This window comes from Pseudomonas sp. 39004 (assembly GCF_028682155.1).
Classification (GTDB): Bacteria; Pseudomonadota; Gammaproteobacteria; order Pseudomonadales; family Pseudomonadaceae; genus Aquipseudomonas; species Aquipseudomonas capeferrum.
This window is the reverse complement of record NZ_JANIAG010000101.1, coordinates 1-19,715: the sequence shown is the minus strand read 5'-3', so window position 1 is coordinate 19,715 and position 19,715 is coordinate 1. Positions and strand designations below refer to the sequence as shown.

The 19,715-nt window shown below is 62.6% G+C and carries 25 protein-coding genes; 14 read left to right on the top strand and 11 right to left on the bottom strand.

Annotation, left to right across the window (positions count from 1 at the left end):
* Positions 1-161, top strand: a 161-nt coding sequence (locus NP534_RS17545; protein ID WP_274099540.1) for a Fe-Mn family superoxide dismutase, incomplete at its 5' end; no start/stop codon positions are given.
* Positions 162-172: 11 nt separating this feature from the next.
* Positions 173-1,066: a ZIP family metal transporter gene (locus NP534_RS17540; RefSeq protein ID WP_099452996.1), complete on the top strand. Its 894-nt coding sequence runs from the start codon at positions 173-175 to the stop codon at positions 1,064-1,066.
* A gap of 5 nt (positions 1,067-1,071) precedes the next feature.
* On the opposite strand, the gene NP534_RS17535 is transcribed toward NP534_RS17540, so the two are convergent.
* From NP534_RS17535 to NP534_RS17490, 10 genes are all read right to left on the bottom strand, one after another.
* Positions 1,072-1,344, bottom strand: coding sequence for an HPr family phosphocarrier protein (locus NP534_RS17535; RefSeq protein WP_033701105.1), 273 nt, complete (start codon positions 1,342-1,344; stop codon positions 1,072-1,074).
* A gap of 20 nt (positions 1,345-1,364) precedes the next feature.
* Positions 1,365-2,219, bottom strand: coding sequence for an RNase adapter RapZ (gene rapZ / locus NP534_RS17530; RefSeq protein WP_033701103.1), 855 nt, complete (start codon positions 2,217-2,219; stop codon positions 1,365-1,367).
* A gap of 2 nt (positions 2,220-2,221) precedes the next feature.
* A complete protein-coding gene (gene ptsN, locus NP534_RS17525) occupies positions 2,222-2,686 on the bottom strand; it encodes a PTS IIA-like nitrogen regulatory protein PtsN (RefSeq protein WP_033701102.1) in 465 nt (154 codons plus the stop codon).
* A gap of 12 nt (positions 2,687-2,698) precedes the next feature.
* On the bottom strand, positions 2,699-3,007 hold the full coding sequence (gene hpf, locus NP534_RS17520) for a ribosome hibernation-promoting factor, HPF/YfiA family (RefSeq protein ID WP_274099539.1): 309 nt from the start codon (positions 3,005-3,007) through the stop codon (positions 2,699-2,701).
* Between the two features lie 79 nt (positions 3,008-3,086).
* Positions 3,087-4,580, bottom strand: a complete 1,494-nt coding sequence (locus tag NP534_RS17515; protein ID WP_274099538.1) for an RNA polymerase factor sigma-54 — start codon at positions 4,578-4,580, stop codon at positions 3,087-3,089.
* A 175-nt stretch (positions 4,581-4,755) separates the two neighbouring features.
* Positions 4,756-5,481 (bottom strand): LPS export ABC transporter ATP-binding protein, encoded by a 726-nt coding sequence (lptB, locus tag NP534_RS17510; RefSeq protein WP_033701098.1) that lies wholly within the window; start codon positions 5,479-5,481, stop codon positions 4,756-4,758.
* On the bottom strand, positions 5,482-6,006 hold the full coding sequence (gene lptA, locus NP534_RS17505; RefSeq protein ID WP_274099537.1) for a lipopolysaccharide transport periplasmic protein LptA: 525 nt from the start codon (positions 6,004-6,006) through the stop codon (positions 5,482-5,484).
* A complete protein-coding gene (gene lptC / locus NP534_RS17500) occupies positions 5,993-6,565 on the bottom strand; it encodes an LPS export ABC transporter periplasmic protein LptC (RefSeq protein WP_033701095.1) in 573 nt (190 codons plus the stop codon). The genes lptA and lptC overlap by 14 nt, the downstream gene beginning before the upstream one ends.
* 8 nt (positions 6,566-6,573) lie before the next feature.
* Positions 6,574-7,098: a KdsC family phosphatase gene (locus NP534_RS17495; protein WP_033701094.1), complete on the bottom strand. Its 525-nt coding sequence runs from the start codon at positions 7,096-7,098 to the stop codon at positions 6,574-6,576.
* Entirely contained in the window at positions 7,099-8,073 is a 975-nt protein-coding gene (locus NP534_RS17490) for a KpsF/GutQ family sugar-phosphate isomerase (protein WP_274099536.1), read from the bottom strand. It abuts the gene before it with no gap.
* Positions 8,074-8,321: 248 nt separating this feature from the next.
* On the opposite strand from NP534_RS17490, the gene NP534_RS17485 reads away from it, so the two are divergent.
* The 10 genes from NP534_RS17485 (at position 8,322) to hisC (ending at position 16,335) form a co-directional block, all read left to right on the top strand.
* Complete coding sequence (locus NP534_RS17485; protein WP_033701092.1) at positions 8,322-9,131, top strand: ATP-binding cassette domain-containing protein; 810 nt, start codon at positions 8,322-8,324, stop codon at positions 9,129-9,131.
* Complete coding sequence (gene mlaE / locus NP534_RS17480) at positions 9,131-9,928, top strand: lipid asymmetry maintenance ABC transporter permease subunit MlaE (RefSeq protein ID WP_033701089.1); 798 nt, start codon at positions 9,131-9,133, stop codon at positions 9,926-9,928. Before NP534_RS17485 ends, mlaE begins: the two co-directional genes overlap by 1 nt.
* Complete coding sequence (gene mlaD, locus NP534_RS17475) at positions 9,928-10,413, top strand: outer membrane lipid asymmetry maintenance protein MlaD (protein WP_016501327.1); 486 nt, start codon at positions 9,928-9,930, stop codon at positions 10,411-10,413. The genes mlaE and mlaD overlap by 1 nt, the downstream gene beginning before the upstream one ends.
* 9 nt (positions 10,414-10,422) lie before the next feature.
* Positions 10,423-11,070 (top strand): MlaC/ttg2D family ABC transporter substrate-binding protein, encoded by a 648-nt coding sequence (locus NP534_RS17470; protein ID WP_274099535.1) that lies wholly within the window; start codon positions 10,423-10,425, stop codon positions 11,068-11,070.
* Complete coding sequence (locus NP534_RS17465) at positions 11,067-11,369, top strand: STAS domain-containing protein (protein WP_274099534.1); 303 nt, start codon at positions 11,067-11,069, stop codon at positions 11,367-11,369. Before NP534_RS17470 ends, NP534_RS17465 begins: the two co-directional genes overlap by 4 nt.
* 119 nt (positions 11,370-11,488) lie before the next feature.
* The gene (locus tag NP534_RS17460; protein ID WP_003255121.1) at positions 11,489-11,728 is read left to right on the top strand and encodes a BolA family protein; all 240 of its coding nucleotides are present in this window, start codon (positions 11,489-11,491) and stop codon (positions 11,726-11,728) included.
* 23 nt (positions 11,729-11,751) lie between these two features.
* Entirely contained in the window at positions 11,752-13,017 is a 1,266-nt protein-coding gene (gene murA / locus NP534_RS17455) for a UDP-N-acetylglucosamine 1-carboxyvinyltransferase (RefSeq protein ID WP_033701085.1), read from the top strand.
* Between the two features lie 171 nt (positions 13,018-13,188).
* A complete protein-coding gene (gene hisG / locus NP534_RS17450) occupies positions 13,189-13,824 on the top strand; it encodes an ATP phosphoribosyltransferase (protein WP_033701084.1) in 636 nt (211 codons plus the stop codon).
* A gap of 136 nt (positions 13,825-13,960) precedes the next feature.
* Complete coding sequence (hisD, locus tag NP534_RS17445) at positions 13,961-15,286, top strand: histidinol dehydrogenase (RefSeq protein WP_274099533.1); 1,326 nt, start codon at positions 13,961-13,963, stop codon at positions 15,284-15,286.
* 2 nt (positions 15,287-15,288) lie between these two features.
* Positions 15,289-16,335 carry a histidinol-phosphate transaminase gene (gene hisC, locus NP534_RS17440; RefSeq protein WP_274099532.1) on the top strand — a complete coding sequence of 349 codons (1,047 nt, stop codon included), beginning with the start codon at positions 15,289-15,291 and terminating at the stop codon, positions 16,333-16,335.
* Positions 16,336-16,422: 87 nt separating this feature from the next.
* On the opposite strand, the gene NP534_RS17435 is transcribed toward hisC, so the two are convergent.
* Positions 16,423-17,604 carry an alkaline phosphatase family protein gene (locus tag NP534_RS17435; RefSeq protein ID WP_274099531.1) on the bottom strand — a complete coding sequence of 394 codons (1,182 nt, stop codon included), beginning with the start codon at positions 17,602-17,604 and terminating at the stop codon, positions 16,423-16,425.
* Positions 17,605-17,742: 138 nt separating this feature from the next.
* Here NP534_RS17435 and NP534_RS17430 point away from each other — a divergent pair, with 138 nt between their 5' ends.
* Together NP534_RS17430 and NP534_RS17425 are read left to right on the top strand one after the other, a co-directional pair.
* The gene (locus NP534_RS17430; RefSeq protein WP_274099530.1) at positions 17,743-18,393 is read left to right on the top strand and encodes a FadR/GntR family transcriptional regulator; all 651 of its coding nucleotides are present in this window, start codon (positions 17,743-17,745) and stop codon (positions 18,391-18,393) included.
* Between the two features lie 13 nt (positions 18,394-18,406).
* The gene (locus NP534_RS17425) at positions 18,407-19,687 is read left to right on the top strand and encodes a CynX/NimT family MFS transporter (protein ID WP_274099529.1); all 1,281 of its coding nucleotides are present in this window, start codon (positions 18,407-18,409) and stop codon (positions 19,685-19,687) included.
* The last annotated feature ends 28 nt before the right edge of the window (positions 19,688-19,715 follow it).

Genomic DNA, 19,715 nt, shown 5'->3' with positions numbered 1-19,715 from the left:
GCCCGCTGATGCACGCTAATACGCCGATCCTGGGGTTGGACGTGTGGGAACACGCTTACTACCTCAAGTACCAGAACCGTCGCCCTGAATACATCGGTGCCTTCTACAACGTCGTCGACTGGGCGGAAGTAGAACGTCGTTATCTCGAAGCCTTGAAGTGAGTCGATCCGGTATGCGTTCACAGGTGTTGTCCGTCAGCAGCGTGCGTCTGTTTCGCCTGGCGATAGGAACCTTGCTGTTGCTGGTCGGCACTGCGCTGTTGCTGGCGCAGGGCATTGCCTGGCTGGGCCTGGAACCGCGCATGTTGCGCGCCCTCGAGGGGGGCGCACTGTGCGCGTTGGGGACGGCGCTGGGCGCGGTACCGGTGTTGGTGATACGTAACATGCCGGTGGCCCTGGCCGACACGCTGCTGGGCTTCGGCGCCGGCGTGATGCTGGCGGCCACCGCGTTTTCCCTGATCATTCCGGGGCTGGAAGCGGCCCAGGGTATCGGCTTCAGCCCCTGGGGCGCGGGCGGCCTGATCAGCTTTGGCTTGATGTTCGGCGCCTTGTGCCTGTTTCTGGTCGACCTCAAGGTTTCCGGCGCCTCGCCGGAAGCCTTGGTCGGCACGGATAACCAGCCAGTGATCGCCGCGCGAATCTGGCTGTTCGTGATTGCCATCATTGCCCACAACATTCCCGAAGGCATGGCCATCGGCGTGTCGGCGGGTGGCGGCATGGCGGATGCCGATAGCCTGGCCATGGGCATCGCCTTGCAGGATGTGCCTGAGGGCCTGGTGATAGCGCTGGTGTTGGCGGGGGCGGGCATGCCGCGGTTCAAGGCATTTCTGATCGGAGCCGCTTCAGGGCTGGTCGAACCCGTGGCTGCGGTGATCTGTGCCTGGCTGGTCAACGTTGCCGAGTTGCTGCTGCCGTTGGGGTTGGCGTGTGCGGCGGGGGCGATGCTGTTGGTGGTGACCCAGGAAATCATCCCTGAGTCGCGCAGCAATGGGCATCACCGCTTGGCCAGCTTGGGGCTGTGTATCGGTTTCTGCCTGATGATGGTGATGGATACCGCGATGTCCTGAGCGGCTTACTCGCCTTCGTCGAAGTAGTTGTTGATCAGCTCGATCAAGGCTTCCAGCGCTTCGTTGTCCTGTTCGCCTTCGGTCAGCAGGTGCACCTGGGTGCCTTTGCCTGCCGCGAGCATCATCACCGCCATGATGCTTTTGCCGTCCACCAGCTTGTCGGGCGCGCGGCCCACGCGCACCTGGCAGGGAAAGCGCCCGGCCACGCCGACGAACTTGGCTGCCGCCCGGGCATGCAGGCCCAGCTTGTTGATGATGGTGATTTCGCAGGCGGGCATCGTGGGGTGGATCCTGTGGGCTAGAGGTCGCGGTGGCGGACCTGGACGTTTTTCAGTGATTGCTGCAGCAGCTCGCCGAGGCGTTCGGTCAGGTACACCGAGCGGTGATGGCCGCCGGTGCAGCCGATGGCGATGGTGACGTAGGCGCGGTTGCTGGCGGCGAAGCGGGGCAGCCATTTGAGCAGGTAGCTTGAAATGTCGTTGAACATCTCTTCGACATCTGGCTGGGCGGCGAGGTAGTCGATCACCGGCTGGTCGAGGCCGGAGTGCTCACGCAGCTCGGGCTTCCAATAGGGGTTGGGCAGGCAGCGCACATCGAACACCAGGTCGGCATCGACCGGCATGCCGCGCTTGAAGCCGAACGATTCGACCAGGAACGCAGTGCCAGGCTCTGGCTGGTTGAGCAGGCGCAGCTTGATCGAGTCGCGCAGTTGGTAAAGGTTGAGGCTGGTGGTGTCGATTTTCAGGTCAGCCAGATCGGAGATCGGGCCCAGCATGTCGCTCTCGACCCGTATCGCCTCTGCCAGGGAACGGTTGGCATTGGTCAGCGGGTGGCGCCGGCGCGTCTCGGAGAAGCGTTTGAGCAGGGTATCCTCGTCGGCGTCCAGGTACAGCACGTCGCATTGGATGTGCCGTGCTCGGGCCTCTTCGAGCAGTTCGGGGAAACGCGACAAGTGGCTGGGCAGGTTGCGCGCGTCAATCGACACGGCGACCTTGGGTTGCAGCAACTCGGTATTGATCAACGCGTTTTCCGCCAACTGCGGTAGCAGGCCGGCGGGCAGGTTATCGATGCAATAGAAACCGTTGTCTTCCAGCACATCGAGGGCGGTGCTCTTGCCGGAGCCGGACCGGCCGCTAACGATGATCAGACGCATGTTCAGGGCTCGCTCTGGACGTCCAGGACAACCTGGTACAGGGCCTCGTTACTGCTGGCGGCACGCAGACGATCACGAACCTCTTTGCGATCGAGCATGCTGGCAATCTGGCGCAGCAGTTCCAGGTGCGCATCGGTGGCAGCTTCGGGCACCAGCAGGACGAACAGCAGGTCCACGGGCGCGCCATCGATGGCGTCGTAGTCGATCGGTGCCTCCAGGTGCAGCAAGGCGCTGACGGGGGCGGTGCATCCTTCGAGCCGGCAGTGGGGGATGGCGATGCCGTTGCCGAACCCGGTCGAGCCGAGTTTTTCACGGGCGACCAGTTTTTCGAAGACGTCTTGCATCTCCAGTTCTGGCACTTGGTCGGCGATGACAGTGGCGACCTTTTCGAGGGCGCGCTTCTTACTGCCGCCCGGCACGTTCACGAGGGAACGGCCGGGGGTCAGGATGGTTTCAAGTCGGATCATGGATGAGGGGGATCAGCGGGCAGCCGTACCTTGCAGCAGGCTTTGCTGTTTTTCCTTGTGTTTTTTCAGTTGGCGGTCGAGCTTGTCGGCCAAGGCGTCAATTGCTGCATACATGTCTTCGTGTTCGGCATTGGCAACCACTTCGCCGCCCGGAATCTGCAGGGTCGCTTCGACCTTTTGCTGCAGCTTCTCGACTTTCATGATGACGGTCACATTGGTGATCTTGTCGAAGTGACCCTCCAGGCGCTTGAGTTTCTGCTCGATATAGTCGCGCAGCGGCGGGGTGACTTCTACATGGTGTCCACTGATGTTGACTTGCATACAGCTTCTCCTTTGTTGCCCGTGCATAAAGAGGCAGGTCTTGCACCTGCCCCGCAAACGCTGTGGCACATACCAGGGGCTACATCAGTCGCTTGCGTTCGCTCGACGGTGCGATGCCGAGAGACTCGCGGTACTTGGCGACGGTGCGACGGGCTACCTGGATGCCTTGTGCCTCCAGTAAACCAGCGATCTTGCTGTCACTCAATGGCTTTTTCTGATTTTCCGCCGCAACCAGTTTCTTGATGATCGCGCGGATCGCCGTGGACGAGCATTCTCCGCCTTCGGCGGTGCTCACATGGCTTGAGAAAAAGTATTTCAGTTCGTAGATGCCGCGGGGCGTGTGCATGTATTTCTGCGTGGTGACCCGCGAAATGGTCGACTCGTGCATGCCCACCGCTTCGGCAATGTCATGCAGCACCAAGGGCTTCATCGCTTCGTCGCCATGGTCGAGGAAACCGCGCTGATGCTCGACGATCTGCGTGGCGACCTTCATCAGCGTTTCGTTGCGGCTCTGCAGGCTCTTGATGAACCAGCGCGCTTCCTGCAGCTGGTTACGCATGAAGGTGTTGTCGGCGCTGGTGTCGGCGCGTCTGACAAAGCCTGCGTACTGCGGGTTGACGCGCAGCCGCGGGATCGCTTCCTGGTTCAGCTCGACCAGCCAGCGCTCACTGTCCTTGCGCACGATGACGTCGGGCACGACGTACTCGGGCTCGCTCGATTCGATCTGTGAACCGGGGCGCGGGTTGAGGCTTTGCACCAGTTCGATGACCTGGCGCAGTTCGTCTTCCTTGATCTTCATGCGCCGCATCAGTTGGCTGTAGTCGCGGCCACCCAGCAGGTCGATGAAGTCGGTGACCAGGCGCTTGGCCTCGGCCATCCAGGGGGTGCTGGCCGGCAGCTGACGCAGTTGCAACAGCAGGCATTCGCCGAGGTTGCGTGCACCGACGCCGGCAGGCTCGAACTGCTGGATGCGGTGCAAGACCGCTTCGACTTCGTCCAGCTCGATATCCAGTTCAGGGTCGAAACCGGCGCAGATCTCCTCCAGGGTGTCTTCCAGGTAGCCTTGGCCATTGATGCTGTCGATCAGAGTGACGGCGATCAGGCGATCGGTATCCGACATCGGCGCCAGGTTCAGCTGCCACAGCAGGTGGCTTTGCAGGCTCTCGCCGGCCGATGTACGGGTGGTGAAGTCCCACTCGTCGTCATCGTTGCTAGGCAGGCTGCTGGCGCTGGTCTGGTAGATGTCTTCCCAGGCGGTATCGACCGGCAGCTCGTTGGGGATGCGCTCGCTCCACTCACCGTCTTCCAGGTTTTCGGCACTGGTGGTGCTTTCCTGGAAGCTGTTGTCCTGGGCTTCGGCGGCCGGTTTGCTCTCGGCGTTATCGGCCATCGGGTCGCTATTGTCGAAGTCCTCGCCGTCTTCCTGACGTTCGAGCATCGGGTTCGACTCCAGCGCTTCCTGGATTTCCTGTTGGAGGTCCAGGGTGGAGAGCTGGAGAAGGCGGATGGCCTGTTGCAACTGAGGAGTCATCGTCAGTTGCTGGCCCATTTTTAGGACGAGCGATGGTTTCATGGCAGGGGCTTAATACCTTGTTCGCCGGCGCGCATGCGCCATCCACTACACGAGGGCGCCGGAGCGCCAAATTCAAGCAAGTTTTATGCCTTAAATTGTAGCGTTTGCCTAGAGCACCGTAACAACTTAAACCCCGTCAAGGGTTATTTGCCGGTGCTCCGGGTGCGTCCCGGGGTCAGAGTCGGAACTCGTGACCCAGGTAAACCTCTTTGACCAGGTCGTTGGCCAGGATGGTCTCGGCATCGCCTTCGGCGATCAGTCGGCCATCATTGACGATATAGGCGGTTTCGCAGATATCCAAGGTCTCGCGCACGTTGTGGTCGGTGATCAGTACACCGATGCCCTTGGCCTTGAGGTGGTGGATGATCTGCTTGATGTCGCCGACCGAAATCGGGTCGACACCCGCGAAAGGTTCGTCCAGCAGGATGAACTTCGGTGCGGTTGCCAAGGCCCGGGCGATCTCGACGCGGCGGCGTTCGCCACCCGAGAGGCTCATGCCGAGGTTGTCGCGGATGTGGCTGATATGGAACTCCTGCAGCAGGCTTTCCAGCTCCTTGCGGCGGCCGTCGCGGTCGAGTTCCTTGCGGGTCTCGAGGATCGCCATGATGTTGTCGGCCACCGACAGCTTGCGGAAGATCGAGGCTTCCTGCGGCAGGTAGCCGATACCGGCGCGGGCGCGACCGTGCATGGGCTGGTGGCTGACATCGAGGTTGTCGATCAGCACGCGCCCTTGCTCAGCCTGGACCAGGCCGACGATCATGTAGAAGCAGGTGGTCTTGCCGGCGCCGTTGGGGCCGAGCAGGCCGACGATCTGGCCACTGTCGATCGACAGGCTGACATCGCGCACGACCTGCCGACCCTTGTAGCTCTTGGCCAGGTGCTGGGCTTTGAGGGTTGCCATTTACTCGGCCTTCTTCTTGGGCTGGATCACCATGTCGATACGCTGGCGCGGTGTAGTCACGTTGCCACCACGACCGGCGGTCGCCACCTGGGTCTGGGTGTTGTAGACGATTTTCTCGCCTTCGGTGGTGTTGCCTTCGTTTTCGACCTTGGCGCGGTCGGTGAGGATCACCAGGTCCTTCTGCGACTGGTACTGGATAGTCACACCCCAGCCCTTCATCTTGTCCGGCTTGGCGGCGCTCTGCTGCTGCTCGAAGTAGGCCAGGTTGCCCACCGAGGTCACCACGTCGATATCGCCGGTGGGGGAGCGGGTGATGGTCACGGTGTTGCCTGTGATTTTCATCGAGCCCTGGGTGATGATCACATCGCCGGTGTAGGTGGCCACACCCTGCTTGTCGTCCAGATGGGCATTGTCGGCCTGGATGCGGATCGGCTGATCACGGTCGTTCGGCAGTGCGAAGGCGCTCGCGCTTCCCAGTGCTGCGCTCAGGCTGAGCAAAAGGGGGAGGGTTTTAACGAGCCTCATACTGTCCTCTTACGTTAGAGAGCAGGTCCATCCTGCCTTCTTTCAAATACGCTTTCATTCCTTTGCCCGTAGTTGTGCCACCGGCGCCGTCGATTCTAACGGCTTGCTCGGTCTGCGCATATTGCTTCTGCGGGAACACGGTCATGCGTGAGCTGGTAATGATGGTCTCACGCTGCTTTTCGTCGGTGCGGGCAACGCGTACCTGGTCGATCAGCTCGACCTCGGTACCGTCCGGGTTGACCTCGGCGCGGGCGCTCTGCACGTGCCACGGGTATTCGGTGCCGCGGTACATATGCAGGTCGGGCGTGGTCAGCAGGGTGATTTCGCTGGCCTTGAGGTGCTCGACCTTGTCGGCGGTCATTTCATACTGCAATTTGCCGTCGGGCAAGAATTGCAGGCTATGAGCGTTGGTCGCGTAGTAGTCGATAGCGCTATCGTCGACCTGGCTCACCGGCTTGTCGAGGAAGCTTTCCGGGCTGACGTTCCAGTAGCCGATCGCCACCAGCAGGGCGGCGATGACCCCGAGCAGCGCAAAGTTGCGGACTTTCTTGCTGAACATGGGCAGCCTTACAGGTAGTTGGCGTTGGCAGCGTCCAGGGTGCCCTGGGCCTGCATGATCAGTTCGCAGAATTCACGGGCGGCCCCTTCGCCGCCGCGTGCCTGGGTTACGCCCTGGGCGTGCTGGCGAACGAACGGCGCGGCGTTGGCTACCGCCATGCCCAGGCCCACGCGGCGAATCACCGGCAAGTCTGGCAGGTCGTCGCCCAGATAGGCGACCTGATCATAGCTTAGGCCCAGTTCGGCGAGCAGGCCGTCAAGAACCACCAATTTGTCCTCGCGGCCCTGGAAAAGGTGAGGAATACCGAGGTTCTTCGCCCGGCGCTCGACCACCGGGGTCTTGCGCCCGCTGATGATGGCGGTGGTTACGCCCGAGGCCATGAGCATCTTGATGCCCTGGCCATCGAGGGTGTTGAAGGTCTTGAATTCGCTGCCATCTTCGAGGAAATACAGGCGACCGTCGGTGAGCACGCCGTCGACGTCGAACACCGCCAGCTTGATGGCCTTGCCCCGTTGCATGAGGTTCTGGTTCATTTACATCACTCCGGCGCGCAGCAGGTCGTGCATGTTGAGGGCACCGGTCGGCCGGTCGTCGCGGTCCACGACCACCAGAGCGCCGATCTTGTGGTCTTCCATGATCTTCAAGGCTTCGGCGGCGAGCATCTCGGCGCGGGCAGTCTTGCCGTGCACGGTCATCACGTCGTCGATCAGCGTGGTGTGCACGTCGATGTTGCGATCGAGGCTGCGGCGCAGGTCGCCGTCGGTGAACACTCCGGCCAGGGTGCCATCGGCTTCGACGATCACGGTCATGCCCAGGCCTTTGCGGGACATTTCAAGGAGTGCGTCCTTGAGCAGGGTGCCGCGTGCCACTTGGGGCAGTTCGTCGCCGGTATGCATGACATTCTCGACCTTGAGCAGCAGGCGACGGCCCAGCGCGCCACCGGGGTGCGAGAAGGCGAAGTCCTCGGCGGTGAAGCCGCGGGCTTCGAGCAGGGCGATCGCCAGGGCATCGCCCAGTACCAGCGATGCCGTGGTGGAGGAGGTCGGCGCGAGGTTCAGCGGGCAGGCCTCCTGGGCAACGCGGGCGTCGAGGTTGACCTCGGCGGCCTGGGCCAGGGGCGAGTCAGGGTTGCCGGTGAGGCTGATCAGCTTGATGCCCAGGCGCTTGATCAAAGGAAGCAGGGTGACGATTTCGGCGGTGCTGCCGGAGTTCGACAGGGCCAGGATGACATCGTCGCGGGTGATCATGCCCATGTCGCCATGGCTGGCTTCGGCCGGATGTACGAAAAACGCAGGCGTGCCAGTGCTGGCCAGGGTGGCGGCGATTTTGTTGCCGATGTGCCCGGACTTGCCCATGCCGACCACGACGACCCGGCCCGTGCTTGCCAGGATCAGTTCGCAGGCCTTGACGAAATTGTCGTCGATGCGCGCCAACAGGGCCTCTACGGCCTCGAGTTCCAGGCGCAAGGTGCGTTGGGCGGATTGGATCAGCTCGCTGGATTGGCTCATGTCGAAAAAGCAATGCCTGATGAAAAGGCGGCGATTATAGCCGCAATGAAAGAAACCCTCACCCTTTCGATTGCTGTGGCGAATGTCATCAAAGCCTGTCTCCGGGCTGAACGACTCGTTCCCCGGCCTTGGGGCGGCGCTGTCAGCGGTGCTATAGTTCGCCGCTATTCGGCCTGCCAGGGGCGCGTGTGCCTTCAAGAAGAGGGCCGGCGTCCATTAGGACGAGGCTGCACTAGCAAGGAGTCTAGATGAGTGTGGATAGCGCCTACGCGGTCGAGTTGAAGGGGGTATCCTTCAAGCGCGGTTCGCGCAGCATTTTCAGCAATGTCGACATCCGCATCCCGCGCGGCAAGGTCACCGGCATCATGGGGCCATCGGGTTGCGGCAAGACCACGTTGCTACGCCTGATGGGCGCGCAGTTGCGCCCGTCCGGTGGTGAGGTGTGGGTAGCGGGGCAGAACCTGCCGACGCTGTCGCGCAGCGACCTGTTCGACGCGCGCAAGCAGATGGGCGTGCTGTTTCAGAGTGGCGCGCTGTTCACTGACCTCGATGTGTTCGAGAACGTCGCCTTCCCGCTGCGCGTGCATACCCAGCTGTCGGAAGAAATGATCCGTGACATCGTGCTGATGAAGCTGCAGGCCGTGGGCCTGCGCGGTGCCATCGACCTGATGCCCGACGAGCTGTCCGGTGGCATGAAGCGCCGGGTGGCGTTGGCCCGTGCGATTGCCCTGGACCCGCAGATCCTCATGTATGACGAGCCGTTCGTCGGCCAGGACCCGATCGCCATGGGCGTATTGGTGCGCCTGATCCGCCTGCTCAACGATGCACTGGGCATCACCAGCATTGTCGTGTCCCACGACCTGGCCGAAACCGCCAGCATTGCCGACTATATCTACGTGGTCGGTGATGGTCAGGTGCTGGGGCAGGGCACGCCCGACGAACTGATGGGCTCGGACAACCCGCGTATTCGCCAGTTCATGAAGGGCGATCCGGACGGTCCGGTACCCTTCCATTTTCCCGCGCCTGATTACCGCGCCGACCTGCTGGGGGCGCGTTGATGCGCAGAAAATCCTTACTCGAACGTGTTCGCCTGTTCGGTCGCTCGGCGATCGACGTGGTGGCGGTGCTCGGGCGTTCCTGCCTGTTCCTGTTTCACGCGCTGGTCGGGCGTGGCGGCATTGGCGGTGGTTTCCAACTGCTGACCAAGCAGCTGTATTCGGTGGGCGTGCTGTCGCTGGCGATCGTTGCCGTGTCCGGTGTGTTCATCGGCATGGTGCTGGCGCTGCAGGGTTACAGCATCCTGACCAAGTACGGTTCGGAGCAGGCTGTCGGGCAGATGGTTGCCCTGACCCTGCTGCGTGAGCTCGGGCCGGTGGTGACCGCCTTGCTGTTCGCTGGCCGTGCGGGCTCCGCGCTGACCGCCGAGATCGGCAACATGAAGTCCACCGAGCAGTTGTCGAGCCTCGAGATGATCGGCGTCGACCCGCTCAAGTACATCATCGCGCCGCGGTTGTGGGCCGGTTTCATCTCGCTGCCGCTGCTGGCGCTGATCTTCAGCGTGGTCGGCATCTGGGGTGGTTCGTGGGTCGCAGTCGACTGGCTGGGCGTGTACGAGGGCTCGTTCTGGGCCAACATGCAGAACAGTGTTTCCTTTACCGACGACGTGTTGAACGGCTTGATCAAAAGCCTGGTGTTCGCCTTCGTCACCACCTGGATTGCCGTGTTCCAGGGGTACGACTGTGAGCCCACCTCAGAGGGGATCAGCCGTGCCACCACCAAGACCGTGGTCTATGCCTCGTTGGCAGTCCTGGGTCTGGACTTTATTCTGACCGCCTTGATGTTTGGAGATTTCTGATGCAAAACCGCACCCTGGAAATCGGTGTCGGCCTGTTCCTCCTGGCCGGGATCCTGGCGCTGCTGCTGCTGGCCCTGCGTGTCAGCGGGCTGTCGGCCAGCCCGAGCAGCGATACCTATAAAGTTTATGCGTACTTCGACAATATCGCCGGTTTGACGGTCAGAGCTAAAGTGACCATGGCCGGTGTGACGATCGGCAAGGTCACCGCCATCGATCTGGACCGTGATTCCTACACCGGTCGGGTGACGCTGCAGCTGGACAAGACCGTCGACAACCTGCCGACCGACTCCACTGCCTCGATCCTGACCGCCGGGTTGCTGGGCGAGAAGTACATCGGCATCAGCGTGGGCGGCGAAGATCAGGTGCTCAAGGATGGCGCGACCATCCACGACACCCAGTCGGCCCTGGTGCTGGAAGATCTGATTGGCAAGTTCCTGCTCAACTCCGTTGGCAAGGAACCGAAAGAAGCGCAACCGGCTAATTAAGGAGTTTCCATGATTTCGATCCTGCGACGTGGCCTGCTGGTCCTGCTGGCGGCCTTCCCCCTGCTGACCCTGGCGGCACAGACGCCCCACGAGGTGGTTCAAGGCACGACCAACGAACTGCTGGGTGACCTCAAGGCCAACAAGGAGCAGTACAAGTCCAACCCCAGCGCCTTCTACGATGCGCTCAACCGCATCCTGGGCCCGGTGGTGGACGCGGACGGTATTTCGCGCAGCATCATGACCGTCAAGTACTCGCGCAAGGCCACGCCTGAGCAGATGCAGCGCTTCCAGGAAAACTTCAAGCGCAGCCTGATGCAGTTCTATGGCAACGCCCTGCTGGAATACAACAACCAGGGCATTGTCGTCGATCAGGCCAAGGCCGATGACGGCAAGCGTGCCAGCGTCGGCATGAAGGTGACGGGCAACAACGGTGCGGTATACCCGGTGCAGTACACCCTGGAGAACATCGCCGGCGAGTGGAAGGTGCGTAACGTCATCGTCAACGGCATCAACATCGGCAAGCTGTTCCGCGACCAGTTCGCCGACGCCATGCAGCGCAACGGCAACAACCTGGACAAGACCATCGACGGCTGGGCAGGCGAAGTGGCCAAGGCCAAGCAGGAAGCCGATCAATCGTCCGATAAGGTCGTGAAATGAGTGAAACCGGCGTAAGCATGGCCGAGCCGGGCGTACTGCGCCTGGCAGGCGTGCTGGACTATCGCAGTGGCCCGGCCTTGCGCAAGCAAGGCAAGGCGCTGGTCGAGGCTTCCAAAGAGCCGCGCCTGATCCTCGATTGCTCGGCGGTGGACAAGTCGTCGAGCGTCGGCCTGTCGCTGCTGCTGGCGTTCATCCGCGATGGCCAGGCCACTGGCAAGGTCTGCGAAGTGCGTGGAATGCCCGAAGACATGCGGGAGATTGCCGAGGTCTACGACCTCGATGAAGTGCTGGCCAATTGATGGCCTGACACGGATGGATGGCCCCTCGGTCAGCGCAAACCTTCAGTGGGCTTCGCAGGCGAGGGGCTTTTTTGTATGATGGCCGACCCGTGCGCATCGGGCGCCGATTGAGGTTGAGCATGCAGGCCGTAGAAGTTAAAAGCTTCCTTGAAGAAAAATTGCCGGGATCCCGGGTCGAAGTTGAAGGCGAAGGCTGCAACTTCCAGTTGAACGTGATCAGCGACGAGTTGGCTGGCCTGAGCCCGGTCAAGCGTCAACAGGCGATCTATGCTCACCTTAATCCCTGGATCGCCAATGGCAGCATCCATGCGGTAACCATGAAATTTTTCAGCAGCGCAGCCTGGGCTGAGCGCACCTGAGCCAACTTGGCGGCGAGACTCCAATGGACAAACTGATTATTACTGGCGGCGCTCGCCTTGACGGCGAGATCCGCATTTCGGGCGCGAAGAACGCGGCCCTGCCGATTCTGGCGGCGACCCTGCTGGCTGACGGCCCGGTCACCGTGGGCAACCTGCCGCACCTGCACGACATCACCACCATGATCGAGCTGTTCGGGCGCATGGGCATTGAGCCTGTGATCGACGAGAAGCTGTCGGTGGAAATCGACCCGCGTACCATCAAGACGCTGGTCGCGCCGTACGAGCTGGTCAAGACCATGCGCGCCTCGATCCTGGTGCTGGGCCCGATGGTCGCGCGCTTCGGCGAGGCCGAAGTGGCCCTGCCTGGCGGTTGCGCTATCGGTTCGCGCCCTGTCGACCTGCACATCCGTGGCCTGGAAGCCATGGGTGCGAAGATCGAAGTCGAAGCCGGCTACATCAAGGCCAAGGCGCCTGAAGGTGGCCTGCGCGGTGCGCACTTCTTCTTCGATACCGTCAGTGTGACCGGTACCGAGAACATCATGATGGCCGCAGCCCTGGCCAAGGGTCGCAGCGTACTGCAAAACGCCGCGCGCGAGCCTGAAGTGGTCGACCTGGCCAACTTTATCAACGCCATGGGCGGCAAGATTCAGGGCGCCGGCACCGACACCATCACCATCGATGGCGTCGAGCGCCTGCACTCGGCCACCTACCGGGTCATGCCCGACCGTATCGAGACCGGTACCTACCTGGTCGCCGCCGCCGTCACCGGTGGCCGCGTCAAGGTCAAGGACACCGACCCGACCATCCTTGAAGCGGTACTGGAAAAACTCAAGGAAGCGGGCGCCGACATCAACACCGGCGAAGACTGGATCGAGCTGGACATGCACGGCAAGCGGCCCAAGGCTGTGAACCTGCGCACCGCGCCTTACCCGGCGTTCCCGACCGACATGCAGGCGCAATTCATCTCGCTCAACGCCATCGCCGAAGGCACTGGTGCGGTGATCGAGACGATCTTCGAAAACCGTTTCATGCACGTCTACGAAATGCACCGCATGGGCGCGCAGATCCAGGTCGAAGGCAACACGGCCATCGTCACGGGCGTCAAGGCGCTCAAAGGTGCCCCGGTAATGGCCACCGACCTGCGTGCTTCGGCCAGCCTGGTACTGTCGGCGCTGGTTGCCGATGGCGATACCCTGATCGATCGCATCTACCACATCGACCGTGGTTACGAGTGCATCGAAGAAAAACTGCAGATGCTGGGCGCGAAGATCCGTCGCGTACCGGGTTAAGAGTCTGCAGGGGGCAGGGTGTGGGAGCGGGCTTGCCCCGCGAAGCAGCCACCGCGGTTATGGCACCGGCTTTGCCGGTGTTCGCGGGGCGAGCCCGCTCCCACACACGAATTGTATGCGACCGGGCTTTACGCCCGGTCGGCAGTAGCCGCTTAAGGACCGACGTTTCCCATGTTGACCATCGCGCTATCCAAAGGCCGAATTCTCGACGATACCCTGCCATTGCTGGCCGAGGCCGGTATCGTACCGACCGAGAACCCGGACAAGAGCCGTAAACTGATCATCCCCACCACGCAGGACGACGTGCGCCTGCTGATCGTGCGTGCCACCGACGTGCCGACCTATGTCGAGCATGGTGCCGCCGACCTGGGTGTGGCTGGCAAGGACGTGCTGATGGAGTACGGCGGCCAGGGCCTGTACGAGCCGCTGGACCTGCAGATCGCCTGCTGCAAGTTGATGACCGCTGGCGTGGTTGGTGCACCCGAGCCCAAGGGCCGCCTGCGCGTAGCCACCAAGTTCGTCAACGTTGCCAAGCGTTACTACGCCGAGCAAGGCCGTCAGGTCGATATCATCAAGCTGTATGGCTCGATGGAGCTGGCCCCGCTGATCAACCTCGCCGACAAGATCATCGACGTGGTCGACACCGGCAACACCCTGCGCGCCAACGGCCTGGAGCCACAGGAAATGATCGCCACGATCAGCTCGCGCCTGGTGGTCAACAAAGCCTCCATGAAGATGCAGCATGCCCGTATCCAGAGCCTGATCGACACCCTGCGCAAAGCTGTCGAATCGCGACACCGCGGCTAAGACTCTCTACCTCCTGCGCGCGGCCTTCGCTGTCGCGCCCGTCTATCCGCGTCATAGCCACTTTTCTCAGGTGCCCGCGCGGATGGACTGGTAGCCTAGGGCGCCTGAGCATTCGCTAATAATCGAGGCCCTCGCCATGACCGTGTCCACTGCAATTGCCCGTCTCAACGCCGCTGATCCGGATTTCGCCCGACATCTGGATCATCTGCTGAGCTGGGAAAGTGTGTCTGATGACGCGGTCAACCAGCGCGTGCTCGACATCATCAAGGCCGTGCGCGAGCGTGGCGATGCGGCGCTGGTGGAGTTCACCCAGCGTTTCGATGGTGTTCAGGCCACCCGCATCGAAGACCTGATCCTGGGCCGCGAGCGCCTTGAGCTGGCGCTGACCCGCATCACCCCGGTGCAGCGTGAGGCGCTGGAAAAGGCCGCCAACCGAGTGCGTATCTACCACGAGCGGCAGAAGCAGGACTCGTGGCAGTACACCGAAGCCGACGGCACCGTGCTGGGCCAGAAGGTCACGCCGCTGGACCGTGCCGGCCTGTATGTGCCCGGCGGCAAGGCGTCGTACCCGTCCTCGGTGCTGATGAACGCCATCCCGGCCAAGGTCGCAGGTGTGACCGAGGTGGTGATGGTGGTGCCGACCCCGCGTGGCGAGGTCAACGAACTGGTGCTGGCTGCCGCCTGCATTGCTGGTGTTGACCGCGTGTTCACCGTCGGCGGTGCCCAAGCCGTCGCCGCCCTGGCGTATGGCACCGAGAGCGTGCCGCAGGTGGACAAGATCGTCGGCCCCGGCAACATTTACGTGGCGACCGCCAAGCGCCACGTGTTCGGCCAAGTCGGTATCGACATGATCGCCGGCCCGTCGGAAATTCTCGTGGTGTGTGACGGCCAGACCGACCCGGACTGGATCGCCATGGACCTGTTCTCCCAGGCCGAGCACGATGAAGACGCCCAGGCCATCCTGGTCAGCCCGGATGCCGAGTTCCTCGACCGCGTCGCCGCCAGCATCGACAAGCTGCTGCCGACCATGGAGCGCGCCGAGATCATCGAGAAGTCGGTCAATGGCCGCGGCGCGCTGATCCAGGTGCGTGACATGCAGCAGGCCATCGAAGTGGCCAACCGGATCGCCCCCGAGCACCTGGAGCTGTCGGTCGCCGACCCGCAAGCCTGGCTGCCGCAGATCCGCCACGCCGGCGCGATCTTCATGGGCCGCCACACCAGCGAAGCGCTGGGTGACTACTGCGCAGGCCCCAACCATGTGCTGCCGACGTCCGGCACCGCGCGCTTTTCTTCGCCACTGGGGGTTTATGACTTCCAGAAGCGTTCGTCGATCATTTTCTGCTCCGAGCAGGGCGCGTCCGAGTTGGGCCACACCGCCTCGGTCCTGGCCCGTGGCGAATCGCTGACGGCCCACGCCCGCAGCGCCGAATACCGTATCCTGACCCAAGACAAGGGGAACTGAGCATGAGTCGATTCTGGAGCCCCTTCGTCAAGGACCTGGTGCCTTACGTGCCGGGCGAGCAACCCAAGCTGGCCCGCCTGGTCAAGCTCAACACCAATGAAAACCCTTATGGCCCGTCGCCCAAGGCGCTGGAAGCCATGCGTGGCGAGCTGAACGACAACCTGCGCCTGTACCCGGACCCGAACGGTGACCGGCTCAAGCAGGCGGTGGCCGAGTACTACGGCGTAACCCCTGGCCAGGTCTTCGTCGGCAACGGTTCGGACGAAGTGCTGGCGCACATCTTCCACGGCTTGTTCCAGCACGACGCGCCGCTGTTGTTCCCGGACATCAGCTACAGCTTCTACCCGGTCTACTGCGGCCTGTATGGCATCGCCTTCGAGCAGGTGGCGCTGGACGAGCAGTTCCAGATCCGTGTCGAGGACTACAACAAGCCTAACGCCGGCATTATCTTCCCCAACCCTAACGCGCCCACCGGCTGCCTGATGCCATTGCAGGCGGTCGAGCAACTGCTGCAAGCCAACCGTGATTCGGTAGTGGTGGTGGATGAAGCCTACATCGACTTTGGTGGCGAGACGGCCATCAGCCTGGTTGACCGATATGACAACCTGCTGGTCACCCAGACCCTGTCCAAGTCGCGCTCGCTGGCGGGTTTGCGCGTTGGCCTGGCGGTCGGCCACCCGGACCTGATCGAGGCGCTGGAGCGGATCAAGAACAGCTTCAACTCCTACCCGCTGGACCGTGCCGCGATCGTCGGTGCGGCCGTGGCGTTCGAAGACCGTGCCTACTTCGAAGAAACCTGCCGCAAGGTGATCGACAGCCGGGAAGTGCTGGTCGAGCAACTGACTGCCAAGGGCTTCGAGGTGCTGCCGTCGGCGGCCAACTTCATCTTCGCCCGTCACCCGCAACAGGATGCGGCCGAATTGGCGGCGCGCCTGCGTGAGCAGGGGGTGATCGTGCGGCACTTCAAGCAGGCGCGGATTGCCCAGTTCCTGCGCATTACCATCGGTACGCCGGATATGAACCAGGCATTGCTCGATGCGCTGAACTGATCAGGCAGGCTCAAGCAGCCGTCCGGTTTGATCGAACCCCGCCTGGCACTGGCTGCCAGGCGGGGTTTTTCATTCAGGGCGCAACGTTCAGTAGGCCACTTCCTCGATGTTGTAGGGTTGGCCGGCAGGCCTGTTGCGCACCGCCACCGGGGTGCCATCGAGTACCAGCACGTAGTCGTTGACGGTATCCATGCCGTCCGGGTCGGTCCATTGCCCGGCCGCAGCCGCTACTTGTGCAACCACATGCCCGTTCTTGAGGATGGTCAGGTAGCCCTTGGCGCTGCTGTGCCAGCGCAGACGCGCATTGGCTTCATCGGCCCTGGCCTTGCGCGCACCTGCCTCACCCAGCAGGGGGGGGCCGTCCAGTAGCCACTGGGCTTGCAGCGCCTGGCCCATGTGGCGCAGGACGGTGGGCGCCACCGAGGTCTGCGCGGCAAGGCAATACAGGTTGTTTGGCCCGGGGTTTTCTTCTGGGAGGATGGGCTCGGTCAGCTCTTCGTTCATCGGTTTGTTGCTGGCGATGAAGGTGGTCTTTTCCTGCTCGGTGACGCCACCATGGCCCTTGCCCCGATAGTCGCGGCCATGGTCGGTACTGACAATCACCAGCCAGTCTTCTTGCGGGTGATTGCGGCGCCGTTCGTCGACCTTGTCCAGCAGTCTCCCCAGCCGGTTATCGGCATTGCGCAGTGCCTGTTGGTAGCGCTCGCCGAAGCCTGCAGCGTGGCCGGCTTCATCAGGTTCGCCCAGCTCAATGAAGGTGAAGTCGGCAGGCGTGCTGCCGAGAATCTGCAGTGCTCGCAGGGTGACCTGTTCATCGGACAAGCCGCTTTCGCGCACATCGTTGCCATGGGCATCTTCGAGCAAAAATGCGCTGTTGATTGGCGACCCGTGCACCACACTGGCGAGGTAGGCCGTCGGCAGTGCCTCACGTAGCCGCTTGAACAAGCTGGGAAATGCCGGGTCGACCCGCAGCGACTCGGCATTGGAGTCAACGCCATGCTTGTTGCTCCAGACCCCAGTGAGCAAGGTGACCCAGCCTGGGCCGCTGAGGGTGGGCTGCTCGCTGGGCTTGCCGGTGATGCCGCCGGTATAGGTGTACGCGTAATACAGACGTTGCTTGAGGTGGGTGGCATCGCCCAATGCCTCGTACTGTTCGAATTGCACACCTTCGATGCCGACGATCAGGGTTTTCGGTTCAGGCCCTTTTTGCGCCGGTCCGCAACCTGCCAGCAAGGCCAACGTCAGCAGAAGCAAGGCTGATAGTCGCATGGAGAGGCATCCTTGGAAGGTACAGCGAGCGTTGCAATAAAGTGCGCTGCTCACAACTGGCAGAAATACCAGGTGGTTTGCCGTCCGGAGCGCCATCCATTAAGCTTCGGTAATTCATCGGATGATTGGTTGAATGTGATGCGCGTAGAGTTGACCAAGCGTTCCCTGGTCGAACTCGCCGTGGAGCGCATGCGTGAGCGCATCCTTCAGGGCGACTGGCAGGTAGGGCAGCGACTGCCGACCGAGCCTGAGCTGGCCCAGGCGCTGGGCATCAGCCGCAACACCGTGCGTGAGGCCATGCGCGTGCTGGCGTTCAGTGGCCTGGTGGAGATCAGGCAGGGCGATGGCAGTTATCTGCGTGCTGTGCAGGACCCGCTGTTGGCTGTGCAGGCGATGTCGCGTTGCACGCCTGAACAGGCGCGGGAAACCCGCCATATCCTCGAGACCGAGGCCATCGGCCTGGCGGCGTTGCGCCGCACCGACGCAGACCTGAAGGCGCTGCGTGAAGCCCTTGAAGGCAGTGCCGGGCACTTTCATGGCGACATCGATGCCTACGTGACCTGCGACCTGGTGTTCCACCAGCGCCTGGTCGATGCCGCCCACAACCCTGCATTGAGTGAGTTGTACCGGTATTTCTCCGGTGTGGTGGCGGCAGCGCTGCAACACAACATGACCACCGTCCCACGCTGCCAGTCCACGTTCGATCTGCACGGGGAAATCCTCGATGCCATCGAACAACGTGATGCGGAGCGGGCCAAGCGCCTGAGCCGCACCCTCATCGAATCCTGACCCAGAGAAGGCCATGGCTGAATCCATCACCCGTAGCACCCCCACCGGCGAGCGGGAACTCGACGAACTGTTGATCGACGCCGAAGCCGATGACGAGCAGGTTCAGCAGCAGCCTGTGCTGCTGCGCAGGCCCTGGCTGTTGCTGCTGGGCCTGGTGCTGGTGGCGCTGAACCTGCGCCCGGCGTTGTCGAGCATGGCCCCGGTACTCGGCCTGGTTTCCGAGGGCTTGGGCCTGAGCGCGTCGCAGGCGGGCCTGCTGACCACCTTGCCGGTGCTGTGTCTGGGCTTGTTTGCGCCGCTGGCGCCGGTCCTGGCGCGGCGTTTTGGCAGTGAGCGGGTGATTTTCGGCATTCTCCTCACCTTGGCCTTGGGCATTGTGGTGCGCAGCGCGTTTGGGACGGCCGGGGTATTCCTGGGCAGCCTCATGGCCGGCGCCAGTATTGGCATCATCGGCGTGCTGTTGCCGGGCATCGTCAAGCGCGATTTCCCGCAGCACGCCGGGACGTTGACCGGCGTGTACACCATGGCCCTGTGCCTGGGCGCAGCCATGGCAGCCGGCGCCACGGTGCCCCTGGCTCAACGCTACGAGGGCAGTTGGGCGCTGGGGCTAGGCTTCTGGGCGGTGCCGGCTCTGCTGGCCATGCTCGTCTGGCTACCCCAGGCGCGCCAAGGACACGGCCTGCACAAGGTTGCTTATCGGGTGCGTGGCCTTTGGCGCGACCCCTTGGCCTGGCAGGTGACCTTGTACATGGGCCTGCAGTCATCGCTGGCCTATATCGTCTTCGGCTGGTTGCCGTCGATTCTGATTGGCCGCGGCCTGAGCCCGACCGAGGCGGGGCTGGTGTTGTCGGGGTCGGTGATCGTGCAATTGGTCAGCTCACTCAGTGCGCCTTGGCTGGCAACACGCGGCAAGGATCAGCGCCTGGCTATCGTGATCGTCATGCTGGTTACCTTGGCCGGCTTGTTCGGTTGCCTGTATGCGCCGATCTCAGGGCTGTGGGGCTGGGCTGTACTGCTGGGCCTGGGGCAGGGCGGCACCTTTGCCCTGGCGCTGACCTTGATCGTGCTGCGCTCGAAGGACGCGCATGTGGCGGCGAACCTGTCGAGCATGGCACAGGGGGTGGGGTACACCCTGGCGTCGATGGGGCCGTTTGCAGTGGGCCTGGTGCACGATATGACCGGTGGCTGGGCGGCAGTGGGGTGGATTTTTGCCGTGCTGGGCATAGGTGCTATTGGTTTCGGGCTTGGCGCAGGGCGCGCGTTGCATGTGCAGGTGACCAGCGAAAAAGTCTGATGCTGATTCTGTCCATGCCGGCCCTTTC